The organism is Bacteroidota bacterium (genome assembly GCA_016699695.1).
Classification (GTDB): Bacteria; Bacteroidota; Bacteroidia; order Bacteroidales; family UBA10428; genus UBA10428.
Window position 1 is genome coordinate 3,817,908 of the sequence record CP065006.1, and the last position, 17,125, is coordinate 3,835,032.

The 17,125-nt window shown below is 33.9% G+C and carries 15 protein-coding genes and 1 pseudogene; 1 reads left to right on the forward strand and 15 read right to left on the reverse strand.

Annotated features, from left to right (window positions below):
• Positions 1 to 70: 70 nt before the first annotated feature.
• The 7 genes and pseudogenes from IPM71_15975 to IPM71_16005 all read right to left on the reverse strand — a co-directional run bounded on the left by IPM71_15975 (position 71) and on the right by IPM71_16005 (position 6,397).
• Complete coding sequence (locus tag IPM71_15975; GenBank protein ID QQS51043.1) at positions 71 to 775, reverse strand: hypothetical protein; 705 nt, start codon at positions 773 to 775, stop codon at positions 71 to 73.
• Between the two features lie 13 nt (positions 776 to 788).
• Positions 789 to 1,346, reverse strand: coding sequence for a DUF559 domain-containing protein (locus IPM71_15980; protein QQS52870.1), 558 nt, complete (start codon positions 1,344 to 1,346; stop codon positions 789 to 791).
• Between the two features lie 254 nt (positions 1,347 to 1,600).
• Positions 1,601 to 2,902 (reverse strand): hypothetical protein, encoded by a 1,302-nt coding sequence (locus IPM71_15985; GenBank protein QQS51044.1) that lies wholly within the window; start codon positions 2,900 to 2,902, stop codon positions 1,601 to 1,603.
• A 4-nt stretch (positions 2,903 to 2,906) separates the two neighbouring features.
• Positions 2,907 to 3,899 carry a hypothetical protein gene (locus IPM71_15990; protein ID QQS51045.1) on the reverse strand — a complete coding sequence of 331 codons (993 nt, stop codon included), beginning with the start codon at positions 3,897 to 3,899 and terminating at the stop codon, positions 2,907 to 2,909.
• A gap of 184 nt (positions 3,900 to 4,083) precedes the next feature.
• Complete coding sequence (locus tag IPM71_15995; protein QQS51046.1) at positions 4,084 to 4,797, reverse strand: beta-lactamase family protein; 714 nt, start codon at positions 4,795 to 4,797, stop codon at positions 4,084 to 4,086.
• 88 nt (positions 4,798 to 4,885) lie between these two features.
• Positions 4,886 to 5,958 (reverse strand): annotated as a pseudogene (locus IPM71_16000) (IS3 family transposase).
• A gap of 58 nt (positions 5,959 to 6,016) precedes the next feature.
• A complete protein-coding gene (locus IPM71_16005; GenBank protein ID QQS51047.1) occupies positions 6,017 to 6,397 on the reverse strand; it encodes a serine hydrolase in 381 nt (126 codons plus the stop codon).
• A 510-nt stretch (positions 6,398 to 6,907) separates the two neighbouring features.
• Between IPM71_16005 and IPM71_16010 the strand changes: the two genes are divergently transcribed.
• On the forward strand, positions 6,908 to 8,122 hold the full coding sequence (locus tag IPM71_16010; GenBank protein QQS52871.1) for an IS701 family transposase: 1,215 nt from the start codon (positions 6,908 to 6,910) through the stop codon (positions 8,120 to 8,122).
• Here IPM71_16010 and IPM71_16015 read toward each other — a convergent pair.
• The 8 genes from IPM71_16015 to IPM71_16050 form a co-directional block, all read right to left on the reverse strand.
• Positions 8,111 to 8,512 carry a hypothetical protein gene (locus IPM71_16015; protein QQS51048.1) on the reverse strand — a complete coding sequence of 134 codons (402 nt, stop codon included), beginning with the start codon at positions 8,510 to 8,512 and terminating at the stop codon, positions 8,111 to 8,113. The genes IPM71_16010 and IPM71_16015 overlap by 12 nt on opposite strands.
• A complete protein-coding gene (locus tag IPM71_16020) occupies positions 8,509 to 9,003 on the reverse strand; it encodes a hypothetical protein (GenBank protein ID QQS51049.1) in 495 nt (164 codons plus the stop codon). The genes IPM71_16015 and IPM71_16020 overlap by 4 nt, the downstream gene beginning before the upstream one ends.
• 892 nt (positions 9,004 to 9,895) lie before the next feature.
• Positions 9,896 to 10,648, reverse strand: a complete 753-nt coding sequence (locus IPM71_16025) for a hypothetical protein (protein ID QQS51050.1) — start codon at positions 10,646 to 10,648, stop codon at positions 9,896 to 9,898.
• Positions 10,635 to 11,612, reverse strand: coding sequence for a DNA (cytosine-5-)-methyltransferase (gene dcm / locus IPM71_16030; protein ID QQS51051.1), 978 nt, complete (start codon positions 11,610 to 11,612; stop codon positions 10,635 to 10,637). The genes IPM71_16025 and dcm overlap by 14 nt, the downstream gene beginning before the upstream one ends.
• Before the next feature lie 275 nt (positions 11,613 to 11,887).
• Complete coding sequence (locus IPM71_16035) at positions 11,888 to 12,439, reverse strand: hypothetical protein (GenBank protein QQS51052.1); 552 nt, start codon at positions 12,437 to 12,439, stop codon at positions 11,888 to 11,890.
• A gap of 629 nt (positions 12,440 to 13,068) precedes the next feature.
• Positions 13,069 to 14,952 (reverse strand): mucoidy inhibitor MuiA family protein, encoded by a 1,884-nt coding sequence (locus tag IPM71_16040; protein ID QQS51053.1) that lies wholly within the window; start codon positions 14,950 to 14,952, stop codon positions 13,069 to 13,071.
• Between the two features lie 199 nt (positions 14,953 to 15,151).
• On the reverse strand, positions 15,152 to 15,622 hold the full coding sequence (locus tag IPM71_16045; GenBank protein QQS51054.1) for a hypothetical protein: 471 nt from the start codon (positions 15,620 to 15,622) through the stop codon (positions 15,152 to 15,154).
• 2 nt (positions 15,623 to 15,624) lie between these two features.
• Entirely contained in the window at positions 15,625 to 16,899 is a 1,275-nt protein-coding gene (locus IPM71_16050) for a hypothetical protein (GenBank protein QQS51055.1), read from the reverse strand.
• Positions 16,900 to 17,125: the final 226 nt, after the last annotated feature.

Sequence of the window (17,125 nt, forward strand, 5' to 3'; positions counted from 1 at the left end):
CGGGCTACTGCACTTCGCATACCACTGAAACCCTTATTGGCTATACCGTGTGTTATGGGCTGGCAATTTATCATGTCGTTTTTAGATTTATATAATTCGCAATCCTTTTATTCCTTGATTCAATGAAATTTATCACTCCGATTTTATAAACTAAATATTCGTCAATATTTAAAAATGAAGGCTTTGTTTTAAAATCATCGAACGGCAAGTAAAACCTAATTTTCTGCTTATCATCTAATAAGTCATCAAGCAAAAAGAACTTGATATAATCTAAAAAATCATCAAACAAGTCAAAGAAGTATTTGTATCTCAACAAAGTATCATATAACGGGCTTTGTAGTCCTAAATAGAAAAGCCTGATACACTCTAAAGTCAGGTCAAACCTATCATCTATAAAACTGTTTACTCCACGTGCTTGATTGATTGTATGTTTTCCGTCAATCCGGTTATTTGGAAAAAGAGTATATGCACCAATCGTTGAACCAGAGTTAAAAAGTTCATCAACTTCGGTAGGGATTTGTATTATCAGCCATTGTTTCCGTTTATGATTCTTGTATGAGTGTGTAATAGCATCACTTCCCAAGAAGAATTCTCCAAGTTCTGAACTATGATATAAATAAATTCCGCTTTTATTATCAGTCAAATCAAATTTCGTCCCATTCTTAAGAGGTTTACTCCATAATATTTTGTGATAATTACGAAGGGTCGGACTGGTACTATCTGGGTCTCCGCCACGTGCATCAGAGTATACATTAAATGTAGTATCAACTATCATCAGTCCGTTTTTATTAATCTAATTTATTGTATTCTTTTTCTAAAAAATCAATTCCACTTTTAAAAATATCATTTTGTCTTTTTAAGGCATCAATGTTTGTTTGATATTGTTCTGGGAATTTCTTAAAATCCTTAGCCATTCGTTTAATACCTGCTGGACATAAATACGCAGGTGTATTTCGTCCTTTAATCCCAAGAGATGGCACAGCTCCATAAAACAAATCCTCTGAAACTTTAACGTCGAATAAAGTTTCGACTGCTTTATTAGTCAATTGTATAAAATAAGGAATCCTAATGACCTTATATCCGAAATCCCTATATAAGTCCGTATTTTTTAAGTCCTTTTCTATTATATCAGGATTTGTATAATGTGGAAGTCCATCAAATTCGATAATTAGTTTTAAGTCTTCACTTCTGTAGTCTGGACGGCTCCTATATGATACTCCATTAATTTTCCCTAATGTTTTATCATGTATCCAGTCACTTATGTTTGGGAAAATTACTTTTAGATAATCTTCAAGTCCAGTTCTATGAAGTCCTGTATCCTTATCAATGCCTGCCTTTTCAGCCATTGCTTTTGTTTCTCTCAAAAATCCCCATTTTTTATTCATAGTATTTATCACTACTTTTCATAGTATTTATCACTACTTATCAATGTTTCAATGTTGTAGGTGGTCGTCTTTGCTTGCCCATAACGGCTGCGTGTATGAAACGTTGGGGATTGCGGGCGACTTTCCTGTCAAGTTACACCGAACTTGATGCGGGGCAAAACGCTCGAATAACCACTTAAACCCCAATGTTTTATACACGATGTTGTGTGCTGTTGTTATTTTTTGTCATATATTTCTTTCGCTAATTCCAATAATCTTAAGGTTTCAATAAATTCTCCTTTAAATCTCTTGTCAAATGGATTTATAGTTTCACACTGCCAACAGTCAAAAATTGCAGGAAATCTCTTTGTCAAAAAAGAATAATCAGTTATGATGTTGGTAATAAAGTCAAGGTCATTTAAAACAATAGCTAATAAAAGATATGCCTTTATTAATTCGGGATAAACGTTGTTCCACGTCTGATTTACAAGAAAATTTCCGTGAATATTTTCAGCAAGTGAATATTTTCTATTCCAAAGATAAACCGATGCTACAATATGATAACCAGCAATCTTATGGTTTTCATCTTCGTCAAATGGCAGAATTTGTTCTCCGACCTGAGCTAAGGAAAATGCAATCTCTTTTTTATCATTCCGACCTTGCTGAAGATACAAATATGCTAATTTCAGAAAGCCTTTTTCATTCCCTACAAGTAAACTTTTAATAAAGGTTTGCTCTGCTTTTTCTTTGTCCGTTGCGGTTAAGAATTCTATACTCCCAATAAAGTCAAGAAGTAAAGGGGGAACGTCTAAACCTTGTTTAGTGCCAATGTTTAATGCTCTTTGAAAATAGCCATAGGCTTTATTTGGCATATCAAGATAAAGGTAATAAGTCGCTCCAATCAAAAAATCCGCCAAAAACTCTTTCCCTTCAAATGGTTGCAAGGTGTCAAACAATTTTTGGTGGTCATTTCCAAAATATTTTAAAGCTCCTTGAATGTTTTCTGTTATAAAATCTTCAATTAGTTCGTAGGGAACAGAATACTCCTTTTCACTATCATCGAAATTTTCAGCTATTTGGTCTTCTCCTTTCGGAAAGGAATACAACTTGTCAAATGGTATTTCGCAATATAAGGTTGCTTTAAACTCTTTTTCTGCGGTCTCAATTTTATAAACTATTACCGTACAATCTGCAACAAGGTTTTCTAAGTAGCTTAAAATTGCAATTCGCCAATCAGTTGTAATATTATTCGGTTTATTTCCGTCTTTTAAAAGTTGTAAAAAGTATTGGGTGGTTTCAGATTTGAGTTTTGTAGAAGTCCAGTTAATTGTCATTGAAAACCCTGGTTCTATTTCTTTAATTTCATAAAAAATTGAACCGCTTTTATTTGTGTAATTCATAATACCCAATGTATTATGTAAAAACCCGAACAATTTACTTCTATGTTCTTCTTTTGGATTTAGAATATTAAGAACAGTCCCATTGTTTACATTGCTATAAACTTTCCAATTAACATCATTGTATGTAAATTTTCCCATTGATTTACTTGTTAAAACTATCTAAAAATGAGAGGATTTCAGATAAACCGTCCTGTTCAAAACCTTCGCTAACTCTAATAAAATGAATATTCGGCAAGTGCTTTTTAATAATCTTTTCTCTTCGAATATCCTCTTCAATACGAAATTTATGGGCTAATTCATCATATTCAACAATAAGATTCTCATTTATGAACCAGAAATCAGGTCTATATTTTAATTGCCAACTAACATGCTCATCGTGAATAAACCGACCTTTTAAACCAGCATTTTCAAGAATTCTTAAGAATTTAATTTCTTGACGACTTTCATCTAAAATCTCTTTTAGTTCAATTTTTCTCTTTATGTGGTCTATTTTATTCCATAGAGTTTTATCTAATTCCCATTTTTCAAACGCTTTGATTACTTCGATATGAATCCATATTTGCTCACTCATCCACATCATTTGTTGACGAACAAATTCTTTGTCAAATAGATAAAGTCGCTTTTTTATTAGTAATTCTGACCTTATGCCCTCTGATACTTGAAATTCAAAAAGAAAATTTCTTCCGTTTTTTGACTTAATCCATTTGCTAATTGAACTATATCTCTCAAAGGCTTTGAACCGTCGTAATGTTTCAAAATCAGTTCCTGTAGCTTCATCAAATAGTTTTCTTACAATCTTGATTACATTGATATTAATAATGCTATCCCAAAAACCTTCGTTAATTTTTACTCTCGGAATAAAAAGAATATTTGATGGAATTCCATTTTGATTTGCAAGTTTCAGCAATTCATTTCTAATTGGTTCTACAGCTTCAACAAATTCCATTTCATAATAAGGAACTCCACTTTCTTTAAAAATCATGTATTCATCAGGATTTTTCGAAATATGGTCAACCATCCCATTATAATAGGGAGTCATTCTTTTTGCATATTCATTCCCGCTGTACTGGCTTGTCAACTCCAATTCAATCTTTGCAAAATCTTGATATGCTTTAATGTATTCTTCTGTAATCATTATTTCAATTTTTCTAGAATGTCCGGTGTCTTTTTACAATAGCACACAACGTTTCGCATATGCACCGTAGCCGTATCTGCGGAGCTACATAATTATCGCCCGTTGCCGCCGCCAATGCGTGTTACAAAAGCCCGAATACCCACGAAACGGCTATGGGGTATGATGCGGTGTTATGGCAAGTACATTATTTTTTATAATCGAAATCATTCATTATCATTGAAATTCTCTCAACCATTTCTTCAGTCCTCTGACAATTATTATTTGTCATTACAATTATACAATTTTTATCCTTGGGTTGAAATAAAAAATATGCTCCTGAACCACCAATCCCGCCCCGATGTCCAATAATATTAAATCCCAGTTTAGTTTTTAATATTTCAAATCCCTGTCCATATCCAGTTGTATCGCCATTTGTTAATCTATTTGGTTGGGTTGCCAATCTAAATGTAGAGTCAGAAATTATTTTATTACTAAGCAATCCTCGATACCACTTATGTAAATCAAATACGGTTGAAATCATTCCTCCGTCTCCATGAACAAACAACGGCAAATCCCAAACCAATCCGGTAGAATCATATCCAATAGCCCTATTATCCGTGAGATAATTTATTGAATCCAAGAAGTATGTATTATCCATATCAAGAGGGGAAAGTATATTTTGTTTTATAAAATCCTCAAATGGTATATTTGAAACTTTCTCTATTATTAGAGCCAATAAAACATATCCAGAGTTAGAATATCTATAATCTGAACCAGGTTGAAAATAAAGATAGCTCTTTAATTTTAGACTGGTTAAAACATCATTATTGTTTAATCTATCATATTGTGTTGGATAGTTATCTATATAATCGGGAATCCCTGAGGTGTGTGTTTGAAAGCTTCCCCTAATTAGTAGCATTTAAAATTAAACTTTTTAAATTAATGTTTATGTCCTGTTGAAATGTGGGAAACTTTGTTGGGCCTTGTGGGCGGTGAAGTTTTCCATATTTCAATAGGAATGATACCGGAGTGTGGTACATCAGCGAACTATGGGGTCGCTCATTATTGTAAGACCATAGCCATGCATTTGAGATTAGTTGTGCCTGTCGGATGTTTTCAAATAGGTAACTATCCAGAACTTCTTCACGATAGCTTCTGTTGAATCGCTCTACATACCCATTTCTATGCGGTTTTCCTTTGGGAATAAACTTGAGTTTTATATTCTTATCGTTTGCCCAGTCTTCCATAGCCTGGGCGATAAATTCCGGCCCATTATCAACCCTTATGTGTTCGGGTTTGCCTCTCCAGTCGATTAATCGTTCCAGTTCCCTGATTACCCGCAGACTTGTAATACTTGTACCTAAGGTGATAGTCAAAGCTTCCCGGTTAAAATCATCGATTACATTAAATGTCCTGAATTTAACTCCGTTATTAAGCACATCATGCATAAAATCCATGCTCCAGGTTAAGTTAGGTAATAGCGGCTGTAACAAGGACTCCTGCGGGCGCAATGGCAGCCTTCTTTTACATTTTCTTCTCAAGTTAAGCTTCATCTCGGTATAAACCCGATAAACTCTTTTATGGTTCCAGAAATGATTTAATTGCCGCAGGTGATAGTGCATCATCCAAAATCCCCACCGGCGATGAACCTCTGCTAGTTCTGCCAGCTTGTCCTTAATTTCCTGATCATTCCCCGCAATGGGTTGATAATAATATACACTCTGGTATATATTAAATAGCACACAGGCCTGCCGAATGCTCAACGTGTGCCTTTGTTGAGCATAGGTTACCAATTCCCGTTTCTCTGCAGGCCTTAGAGCTTTTTTTCAATTACATCTTTTAAAACCGTGATATGCAACGCCTGTTCAGCTACAATCTTCTTGTATTGCGAAAGTTCTCGTTCCAGTTCCTTAAGTCTTTTCAACTGGGTTACCTCCATCCCTGAATACTTTGATTTCCACTGATAAAAAGTTGGTTGGCTTATACCATGCTCCCGGCAGATATCCGAAACACTCTTGCCTTGGTCCTGCTCTTTCAGAATCTTGATGATTTGACTCTCTGTAAATTTTGTTGTTTTCATTCTACCAAAGTTAACGATTAAACTATATTTTTAATCGCTACTGTTTTGGGGGAAGCTTTCATGTTAATAGTTGTTGAATTGAAATTCTATTTATGATATGGGGTAAATCTTGAATAAACTTGCCAATAGTATCTGTATAATTTAACTTTCCTTGCTCCTTCAGAATCATTATACAAGTAGCAGTAAATGTTTTTGTAACAGAACCAATACTAAAAGGAATATTAAAGTCAAGTTTTCGTTTTGTTTTATAATCAACAAATCCTTGTGATTGTTGAAAAATCAATTTATCATCTTCATATATGATTACATTACCATTAAATTTATAATCTTTAATATAATAATCAACAAGTTTCTGAATTTTCTTAGTATGATTATCCTGTCCGCAAGAACCAAAAGATAATATTAAAAAAAATGGAACTATTTTAATTATATTTTGCATCTATATGTCAAGTTGCTTTTGTATTTTTGTATTGGCCATAACGTTGAGTATAAGAATAGTAGCCGACTGCGTGGCACTTTCCTGTCAAGTTGCACGAAAGTTGAAGCGGGCTACAACCCTTGAATTTACTACTATCTCGGCTATTATTTTTATACATTGTTGTAGGCTGGCCTTTATCTATGTTTCGTAAAAATATCATCAAAATCAGTTCTTCCTTTTTCAAAAATCAGAAAATCAGTATTAATTCTACTTTAACAGATTAAACAAAACCCTTGTAAACATTGATATTTCAAGGAAATTCAGTATCTTCAATGCACAGAAAAACAGGCTTATCGTTCCGAAAAATGTTTAATACAACGTAAAAATAATAATCGATATGGAAAAACACTGACCTCTGTAATAGAGCGAGTTAGTGTTCACCTTAATGATTATCAGCATGTATTTTGTAATTCAACAAAGAAGTTCTTTGACAAAGCACAGCAATATTCATTAGGAATAATACAAAGTCAGATGCGCAATATTGAAAGAATAAGCGAAGATTTGGGAGCTAACTACCATCAAATGCAGCACTTTATAACTGAGTCTAACTGGGATCATCGAGTTTTGATAAATCAAGTAGCCCAGGAAGTAAGCCAGGTTTTACCCAAAAGAAAACTTACAGGATTGATTATTGATGAAAGTGGTTGGGTAAAAAAAGGCGACCATAGCGTAGGCGTTGGACATCAATATTGTGGGAATGTAGGGAAACTATCAAATAGTCAGGTTGCGGTATTTGCTTGTTTAAGTAATGGGGATTTTGCATCAATGGTTGATGCCCGACTATACCTTCCCAAGGCTTGGTGTGACGACAAGACAAGATGCGAAAAAGCAGGCGTTCCTGTAAAGCACCGAACATTTAAAACTAAGCTCGAACTGGCATTAGAAATTATTCGCCAGCAAGTAACCAATGGCATCATCTTCGATTTTATTGGAGGCGATGGTTATTATGGTAACGATGTGGATTTTGCCAGCAGCATAGATTTGCTTGGTTATCTGTACATGCTGGATATCCATAAAGACCAAAAAATATATTTGGAACGTCCTGACTTGGCTATTCCCGAGCGAAAAAGCAATAAGGGTCGTGAACCCAAGAAATTAAAAGCAACTACAGACGAATTAAGTGTATCAAAATATTTACAGACTTTAAATGACGAAAATTGGCAGCGTATTAGTGTTCGTAATACAGCCAAAGGAGTTCTTGTAGCTGACTATCATTTTATAAAGCTTTGGATAATCAATAACAGTAAAATGCAAGTAGAGCAAAGGTTACTGGTTATCCGTAAAACGAAAACCAAAGAAGGCAAGGACGAAATAAAATATTCTTTTACCAATGCTAATCTTGAACAATACACTAAGAAAGCTATAGCCTATATGCAAGCACAACGGTACTTTGTAGAACATTGCATAAAAGAATCAAAACAGATACTCGGGCTAGACCAGTTTCAGACACGAAAATGGCTTGCATGGCAACACCAGGTTGCATTAAACTTTTTGGTCTCGTCATTTATTTTAAAAGAAAAATTGCATTGCTTTGATGATTTACCTTTACTATCGGCTCGTGATATTAAAGAATTTATCACTTTTAAACTTTATAAACAGATGACCGAAGAACAAATGATTGATAGAATTTATGACCGGCATTTAAAACGACAGCGTGATATAAATTACTCATATTCAAAATTGTAAATCTGTTAAAGTAGAATTAATATCGTTTGAATTAACAGGGTAAAATAAATGATTCGTCCGTTTATCTTGAAAAACCATAGGTTCATTATGTTTGGTCAAGTATTGAGTAAATCTTTGATGTTTACTATAAATCAAGTCAGACAATTGAATGTCAGGTTTTTTCTGATTTATACATATCAAATAAGAATCACCTTTTTTCAAATAGTAAATATTAGTTTTTAAAGGTAAATAATCAAATTTGGTTGCTGATAAATCCAGATTGACCAACTTGTCATAATTCTTATCAATAAATTTTTTTGTCTCATTCATCAAGTCTTTTCGCTCCTTTTTATCTTTATAGATAAAGTAAGCCGTCAGTATGAATAGACCTAATATTAAATATATAATCATGTTTCAATAGATTCACGAGCAACATTACTCAATACCTTTTCTAAAATTTTCTCCTGCAAGTTCCCAAGTTCAATTATCGACAATAAAACATAACCTCCAATAGTTACAGCTAAACCAATCAAGTATCCAACTAATCCAAAAGCTAGAAAAGGCAAAGCAAACATAGTAATCCACATTAATCCAATAAAAAGACTTGAAAAACCAATCGAATATCGTATTGAAAGCTCACTATATTCAGAAATATCAATAAATCTAAATTTTGCGATAATATCTGGTCGTAATTGCATAAGTTGCATTCTGAACTTTGAAATCCAAAATCCATTTTTAGTCCAATTACCAACGAAAGTTTTTAAAGTAATCCCTGTAAAACTTTGTTTAAACATCAGTTGTGGGCTCAAATTCGTTTTACATGTCTCCGCTGCCATTTTATCCTTAATAACATCAATATAATAATTGTGAATTTTATATTTTTCTAGTTTTATCTTAATCATTGCTTATTTGTTACGAGCTGTCTCTCAGGCTTGCCTACAACGCCCAGCAGTATGCGCAGTGCGGGGATTTTAGAAAGCCGACTGTCAGCACTACTGAATGTTGATTGCTTGTACATGGCTCAAATATAGCAAAACAACCCGTATTGCGTATACTGCTTGTTGCGTGCAGTGGGTTTTTGTTTTAAAATTTTGTCCTTTTGTCCAAATAGATGGTGAAGGCTAAATATCCACGGTTAGTTAATGTCTTTTACAATTTTAAATCCCGATGAGAGCTTATTATTTAGAAATCCCACGTTTTCGATGACGTTTAAAAATCAGCGCATTAAAATCTGCTTGCAGCCAGAAGTCAATTAGTGTTTGACTTATTTACTTGCACTGGAAGTCACAATACGAGTAGGAGCGAGGCTCGTCAGAATTGGCTCTCCCAATAACTCTTAAATCATTAAATTATAGAGTTCTCACACATTAAAAACTGCACTAAATGCAAATCACAATCAAATTCTAAAAATCCTTCCGAGCGTTGAGTCCAAATGGTATCAGCATCATTGATTTCTTGCAGGTCAAATCAAAATAAAAGTGCAGCGATAGGAATCCTGATGCAGAAAGTTATTAAAGTGCACTAAGTCTTGTCGGACTATAAAGTCTTGTTAAAATCGAATCACATAATCCCGAAGGATACCTATCGGTGTACTTTACTTTCATCCGATTTCCAGGTGTCATGGTTTTGATGCCATTGCACGCAACGTTGGCGGTATGAAATCGTTGGGGATTGCGGGCTACTATCCTGTCCAGTTACACCGAACTTGATGCGGGGCAGAACGCTTGATTTAACCACTTAAACCCCAATGTTTTATACCGCGTGTTAGGCGCTTTTGCTTTTCTTTTGTCAGTTTTAACTTGTCTTTTGAGTTACTGTCACCCAAGATTTATCAAAACCCAATGCTTTTAAAACTTGGTCTTTGACAAGCGTTTTGGGTTGTTTTATTTTGATTACTAAACCTTTTTCAGGAACATCTTCAATGATTGTAAACTGTGAACCGTGAGGTTGCCATGTAAAACAATGTTCATCCGTCTTTTTGTGTGTACCTACAAGGTTATTGTTTTTATTCCACTCCCAATTATACAATTCATAATCATAACGAACTGTATCAAACTCAAAAACTACTACTTCTGACAAGTCGTTTGATTTAATCAAAACAACTGTCCTTAAATGTTTAAATTTTTCTCTAATCGCAGAAACCCTCTCATTCCAAATTTCAAGAACAAGTTTGCCGATTAGTACTGGGTCTGCTTTTTGGTCGCTACGTTCACCAAATGAGTAGTTTGGCGAATTTCTGCCTGAAATCAGTCTTACTCTTTTTTGTGTTGATGGTTTTGTCGCTTTAACAGTTTTTGCACCCCAAGCCGTGTTGCCCATTACAACATCGTCAAGTCCAACGTTTGAAGGTTTCCAATCAGCACCAATGCAAGTTGCGAAAATACTTTCCCAATCAGAGCCTTCAAGTTCAGGTTTCCCTTTAGAAGCAAGAAGATAGATTAATTCTTTGCCAAGTATAAAAGGAAACTCTTTCGGAAATTCGTTTAATGGAAAAGCCGAAACGGATTTATTTACTGTTCTTAATTTTGGTGATTTATTGTTTTCCATAGCTGACTTCATATTCTCTTAAAACCGAAGTCATATCCATTGAGGTTGCAACAAACGGTAATAGTTTTAAAATAACTGCTTTAACTAAATTTACTGGAACTGCGTTTCCTGCCTGTTTCCTCGCTTGAGTGTCTGCTACAACAATTTTATAACTATCTGGAAATCCTTGCAAACGAAACATTTCCCGAGGTGTTAAACGCCTTTCTCCGTTTACTAGTAAATAATTATATGATGCACCAGCACGTAAAGCACAAGAATATGGATAAGAACAAATATTGCCAGCTTTATTTTCGTGCCAAATAGAAAGCGGATACGCTGACTTGTGTTTATCTTTTCGTTTCTGTGCAATATATTCAGAAGCATAATGTTTTTTGTCAACCTTTTTTTCAAGAATTTCCGAAAGGGGCTTGAATGGCCTAACAGGAGAAGGATAGTTAAACAATATAGGTTCTCTGTGTCCGACAATTATTACTCGTTCTCGTTTTTGAGGAAGTCCATAGTCAAGAGCATTTAATACAGCAAATTGGACATTGTAACCCAAATCTTTTTCTAAAGTCTTAATAATAGTCTTTAGTGTTTTACCACCATTGTGTCCAACAAGTTGCTTTACATTTTCCAAAATAAAAGCCTTGGGCTTTTTATGTTTAATAATCCGTGCAATGTCAAAAAAGAGAGTACCACGAATATCGTTAAAACCTTGCATTTGTCCAATAATGCTGAATGGTTGGCATGGAAAACCTGCAAATAAAATGTCGTGGTCAGGAATATCTTTTTCGTCAACTTTAGTAATATCACCCGCTGGACGGTGTCCAAAGTTCGCTTCATAACTATCTTGACAGAATTTATCAATATCAGACGAAAACACACATTCTGGAATAAGGTTGTTTTCAATACAAGCTTGGTCCATTGCTGTCCTAAAGCCACCAATCCCACAAAACAGGTCTATAAATTTTAGTTTTTCCATAAATCACAATTCACATATAATCCACAAATTTAAATTTTTATGGCATCAAATCAATATAATTCTTGTACAAATATATCAGTCATTTTATCAACCGAAAACCTTGCTTCGGAGCGGTTTCTTGCAATTGCGCCTAACGGTATAAATATGGGTCGTTTGGCATTTTGGAGCACTCACCTGTCAAACCCCCACATGATTCATTAATTGTTACCATGCTCAAAATTAGCACTTTCCGCCAAATGACCTATATTTTTTGTTGGGCAACGTTTTATCTCCCATTAAAATCTATATCCAATAGATAGTTTCAAGTAAACAGGGAAAGAAAATCTTCGCAACCATTTCATTTCATCATAAGGGTTATCATGTATTTCTAAACCTGAAGTGTATGCGATACTTAAAAGAACAGAGGGATCAAATATGATTCGATCTCCAAATTTATAACCTATTCGACCTCCAAGAGAAAAAATATTCCCTTTATCCGAATCATAGAAATTATAAGTTCCTTCTTCATAATCATAATATTTCTCTTTAACGAAGTAATGTTTGTAGAAAAGACCAGAATAAAACCCTAAAGGACTACTTTTTCGGTTGGAATAATATTCTCTGAATTCAAAGGTCAAAGCAAATGAGTTTGTTTCAATTTTATGTAAAGGAATATTATTACTAAATGTCTCAGAGGAAGCTAATCTACCCTTTTCCAAAGAAATAAGTAACGATCTATCATTGCTCAGTCCTCTTTCATATTGTAAATCAAAATAGTAAAGTGTAGAAGGAGCATTTTGAGAGTTTGATAAAATGGGATAAAGTGTAAAACCAAGAATGTCTGTCATAAAGACATTATCCTGAGAATATGTTTGTTGAGAGTACAGAAATATTATTAATACTATCGATATTTTTTTACTCATACTTCATATACATTTAATAATTCAAATAAATAAGTTTCATATTTAATTAATAATTCCTACTAAAATCTGAGTATATAAGTTGAGGCTTCTTAAACCTAAATTTCAGCATGCCATAAAATACCCTCCATTGTGTCTTTTTCTTTTTAACGCCAGATTATCAGTACAAAAGCCTTATTGAAATTATCATTTTCCAACCTATTAACACTTCAAATATAGCATTCAATAAATAAATCAAGCTACTTAGGACTCTTTGAATCTCTATTCTTGTGTAGAATTCCGACTAACATTAAGCCTTATTATTGATTATGAGTTGTTTATATATATTGGCAATTATCCACATTTTAATCACCTTTTCAATTCCCACATTTGTCGTAAGCAATTGAAATTTATCGGTTACTCTGATGTGGGGAATGTTGCCCAACGCCCAGCAGTATGCGCAGTGCGGGAATTTTGAAATGCCCGACTGTCAGAACTACTGAATGTTAATTGCTTGTACATGGCTCAAATATAGCAAAACAACCCGTATTGCGTATAATGCTTGTTGTGCATAGTTTTTATTCGACTATCAAGTTTCTGTACTTTGGATATCTCACCGTATATTTTAATTCAAATTCCTTTTTATCAGTGGGGTTTAATTCAAATTTCCATTTTATTTCTCCACTCTCAGAATCTTGCAATGCACCAGAAGTATTCTGAACATCAACCTCTATTTCCTCGATTGTAGAAACTGGAACTTGGTCAAGGATAATCATATGTATTGCTTGATTTTTGTTGTTTTTAACGGTTGTTTTCCAAGCACGAGTTTCTTCCTTTTTATTTCCAATAAGCTGTTTGTTAGTAAAATCCTTAATTTTTTCTCGATTTACCGATACTTTTTTATCCCGACCTAAGGATATTTCCAATGTATCAGATGCATACCGAACATCCATGAGTGTTTTACCTACATATGTATCCTCGAAGAAGACATTCGCTTCACCTTCCAATAAGTTATATTTTTCCCAATCTACAACGTTTGCAATCAAGAAGGCATCTTTATCAACTTTAGGTACACAATAATATTGGTAAAATGCAGGTAAATCATAGAATTCCATGTCGACCGTATAATTTTTATTATCAGATTTAATAGTATACGGTGCGTTGATTTCAAAATCAACGGTTGTTTGATTCTCAACTTGTGATGTTGGTATAGCCAAACTGCTTGTACCTCTGATATTGATAGAATTATCTACGCTAACACCAGCTACTTTGCCTTGTAAAGCACTGGTTATAGATCCTTTTTTCTGGGTACCATATCCAATTACGACTACTTCCTGTAGTTCCATTTCACTTTCTTCTAATGAAACATTCATCACAGTGTTTGAAATAGGTAAAGTCTTTGAATTATAACCTATGAAAGAAAATGTCAACTGGCTTGAATTGTTAGGAATTGTAATTGAATAATTTCCGTCTAAGTCTGTTACCGTTCCAATTGTAGTGCCTTCAACAACCACATTGGCTCCTGGAAGAGGTTCTCCATTGCTATCAACTATTTTTCCACTGACGCTATTAGTTGTCAATTTATATGTAGGTGGTAATGTGTTATAATTTAAAAAATATGTTTGTAATTCGGGCGCTACGCCTGATACATTTGGGTTAGCAGAGGAAAATTTTAGTTTCACATTCGACCAATCAACTTTTGTGTCTTGTTTAACATTTGCTTTATAAATTAACTGGACAGGTTCATTTATATTCTTGGCTCGAATGTCATACGATGGAAACCAACCTGCATTTGCGACCAAATATGTTAATTCCAATGAAAACTTATTTGTGTTTTTCGCATCTACTTTTACTAAGATTTCTCCTGTTGGGTAATCTTTTTTACTTGTCAAAGTTTTAATTTGATTCTGCAAATCATTCTTTTGTTCATTCAAAGTTTTAAGAGTTTTATTTCTCTCTATTTCTTTCATTTTCAAGGATGTCAATTTGTTACTATAAAAATCCGAGGCTTGTTGAAGGTTTGAAACATTAACTTGTTCATTTTTTCCGCCAATATTTCGGTTCTCCTGTAAAAATGTAAGTTCTTCCTTTATTATAGTCAAGTAAGTATTCTCTATTTTAATATTTTCCTCAATAGTTTCAAGTTGTTTTTCTAAATCTGTCAATTCAGCAGATTTTTCCAACTTATCCAAATAGTTTTGCTGATGATTTACCGATAAAACCGTTAATTCTCCTTCGGCCTTAACCTGAACGCTTTTGGCATCAATGAAGGGAGATAAATTAACAAACTTGAGAATCGACTTACCTTTTGTTAACTCAACTGTTTTTTTTCGAACTATTTGTGCACCGTCAAGGAAAACCGTTACTTCATTAACTTCGGTTTTAACTTCTTTTTCTAAAATCTCTTGTGAAAATAAATTGCTGAAAATCAGACTTAATAGTAAAATGTTAATTGCTTTCATATTATTTAATTTCTATCAGGATGTATATGTTCTGTAAATTCCATAAATATTTTAGAAAATTATGCACAACGGTAAGATATATGATTAGTGGCGGAGTACAAGCGATACAGTATCAAGATAGCAAGGGGCTTGATAGTAGCACAAACCTTTTCACTACCACAAGCCCCGCCATTAATTATATACCGTGTTATGGGCAGTTTTAATTAATTGAATCTATACCAACATATCTGGCACCATCATAAATTAACTGAAAACGATATTTTAAAAAAATAAGATATTTATCTTCATTTTTACCTTTTTTGAATAATGTATCCATTGAATTAGAAACTCTGTAATCCTCCAAACGTTCCCAACCTTTGTTGCTTAAATTTGAACTAGTCGAACGAGAATATATTTCACCAATCGAAGAGTTTTCTTCGATTTTTTTTGATATATGCCAAATTCCATCTAGGTCAGTGTATTTAATTGTTGGAGCGTTTTCCATAGGATTAACAATGTCATAGTATCCTTGTCTTGTAAAAACAATAATTACAGAATCATTAAAATCATCTGAACGATTAATCCAAGTTCCAAATAATGCTTCATCCCTATATGCATTCACATCAGGGAAATATTCCTTCTCGCATGCGAGAAGGAATACAATACTTAAAACAAAAAAAACTTTCTTCATATCTATTGGATTTTATTTTTTTCCACAACATGGTCAGACAAAAGAATATCAGCAGGTGCAATGGTTGGCATCCATCGAGCTAATAAGCGATGAATATTAAACCCCTCATTATCAAACGAACGCCATGTGATTGTTGTGCAAATAAAGCAACTTGTTCTACTCTTAGCAGTAATAAAATCCCAACCAGAACAATATGGCTTACCTATTTGGCTTTCTGCATATGCAATTACTTTATCTGCATTTGGGTAAACTGTTTTAAAACCACTTTTAAAGCCTCTCCATTGCCATTCTCTTTTCTTAACATAGCACAAATGAGCCTTACAGTTCCACTCAGGATCAATTTGTTCATACTGCACCCCATTAGTATTAGTATAGTTTTGTGAACTAATGCTAACATTAGAAGAAATATTTGAAATTTCTGTTTTGGTTTTTAATACAATACTAACATGACCCGGAGGATATTTGCCAACACCCACATAACTTGTAATAGCAAGTGGGTTATAATAAAAAAGATAAGCAGAAAGCCAAACAGAACCCGGTAAGTTAATCAATACGTTACCCCTATCAGCATGACTCCGCAATTGCCCTAAGACTTTGCTTGGGTCAACATAGTCGGGATGACTTGTCGAACTTTTCAAAGTGCTTGATAATTCTGGATTTGATAGTAACAGTTCTTTTGCATAGGCTTCGCTCTTTTCTTTTATTCTTTCTACAACCCTTGAACTAATCATACCATATAGTTCGTTCTGCGATAATTTGGCAACTGCACTTTTCAATGTAGTTGTATCAGAATTACCTAATTCTTCCATTACTTCATCAAAAACATCGTTTTGAATCTGAACATATTCTTCTAATTCTTCTCCGATAATAGAATCATTCAACTTAGGTGTCATATCAGCAGCACCAGCAGTGACCCAATGGTCTAAAAATACTCCTCTGTCGCTATCTGACAAATCAAAAAATGAAATTTGTGAACCCGACTCGTCAATAATATCCAAATTGGCAAATTCTTCAACTATAGGGTTTAACAAGCTGTCAGAATCTTCACTTGTTGCAGATTTAAGCCTACTGACATGGGCACTTTTTAGTTCAGAAGTTGTAAGACTCATGAATTTTGCCATGTTTCCATAATACCTTTTTGCTTCGTTGTTAAGTTTTGAAACATCAATATCGCTAATCAATGTTTCATCTCCAACAATGTCTTTGCCGGTATCTTCTTTTTGGCAACTGCCAAAGACAATTGCTACTGTAAATAAAATCAATAATTTTTTCATCATTTGTAAATTTAAAAGGTTTTAAACTGTTTTTAACTATTTTTTTAAAATTTTATCACTCCATCTTATTCTCATACTCGGGTGGTCAGTCCATAATTGACCGCTATTCTCATTTTTAAAATTGCCCATAACGTCCAGTATATGCAAAGTAGGCAATTGCGGGCTTCAAACTTATCAAACCATCGCAATTTTGAAGCGGGCTACAACTGTTGACTTTACTACTATCTTG

Bases quoted from the DNA above. Each gene is read 5' to 3' on its own strand.
- dcm (QQS51051.1), bottom strand. From the start codon at position 11,612: ATGGAAAAACTAAAATTTATAGACCTGTTTTGTGGGATTGGTGGCTTT.
- IPM71_15990 (QQS51045.1), bottom strand. From the start codon at position 3,899: ATGATTACAGAAGAATACATTAAAGCATATCAAGATTTTGCAAAGATT.
- IPM71_16020 (QQS51049.1), bottom strand. From the start codon at position 9,003: ATGATTAAGATAAAACTAGAAAAATATAAAATTCACAATTATTATATT.
- IPM71_15980 (QQS52870.1), bottom strand. From the start codon at position 1,346: ATGGCTGAAAAGGCAGGCATTGATAAGGATACAGGACTTCATAGAACT.
- IPM71_15985 (QQS51044.1), bottom strand. From the start codon at position 2,902: ATGGGAAAATTTACATACAATGATGTTAATTGGAAAGTTTATAGCAAT.
- IPM71_16025 (QQS51050.1), bottom strand. From the start codon at position 10,648: ATGGAAAACAATAAATCACCAAAATTAAGAACAGTAAATAAATCCGTT.
- IPM71_16010 (QQS52871.1), top strand. From the start codon at position 6,908: ATGCGCAATATTGAAAGAATAAGCGAAGATTTGGGAGCTAACTACCAT.
- IPM71_15995 (QQS51046.1), bottom strand. From the start codon at position 4,797: ATGCTACTAATTAGGGGAAGCTTTCAAACACACACCTCAGGGATTCCC.
- IPM71_15975 (QQS51043.1), bottom strand. From the start codon at position 775: ATGATAGTTGATACTACATTTAATGTATACTCTGATGCACGTGGCGGA.
- IPM71_16015 (QQS51048.1), bottom strand. From the start codon at position 8,512: ATGATTATATATTTAATATTAGGTCTATTCATACTGACGGCTTACTTT.
- IPM71_16050 (QQS51055.1), bottom strand. From the start codon at position 16,899: ATGATGAAAAAATTATTGATTTTATTTACAGTAGCAATTGTCTTTGGC.
- IPM71_16045 (QQS51054.1), bottom strand. From the start codon at position 15,622: ATGAAGAAAGTTTTTTTTGTTTTAAGTATTGTATTCCTTCTCGCATGC.
- IPM71_16035 (QQS51052.1), bottom strand. From the start codon at position 12,439: ATGACAGACATTCTTGGTTTTACACTTTATCCCATTTTATCAAACTCT.
- IPM71_16005 (QQS51047.1), bottom strand. From the start codon at position 6,397: ATGCAAAATATAATTAAAATAGTTCCATTTTTTTTAATATTATCTTTT.
- IPM71_16040 (QQS51053.1), bottom strand. From the start codon at position 14,952: ATGAAAGCAATTAACATTTTACTATTAAGTCTGATTTTCAGCAATTTA.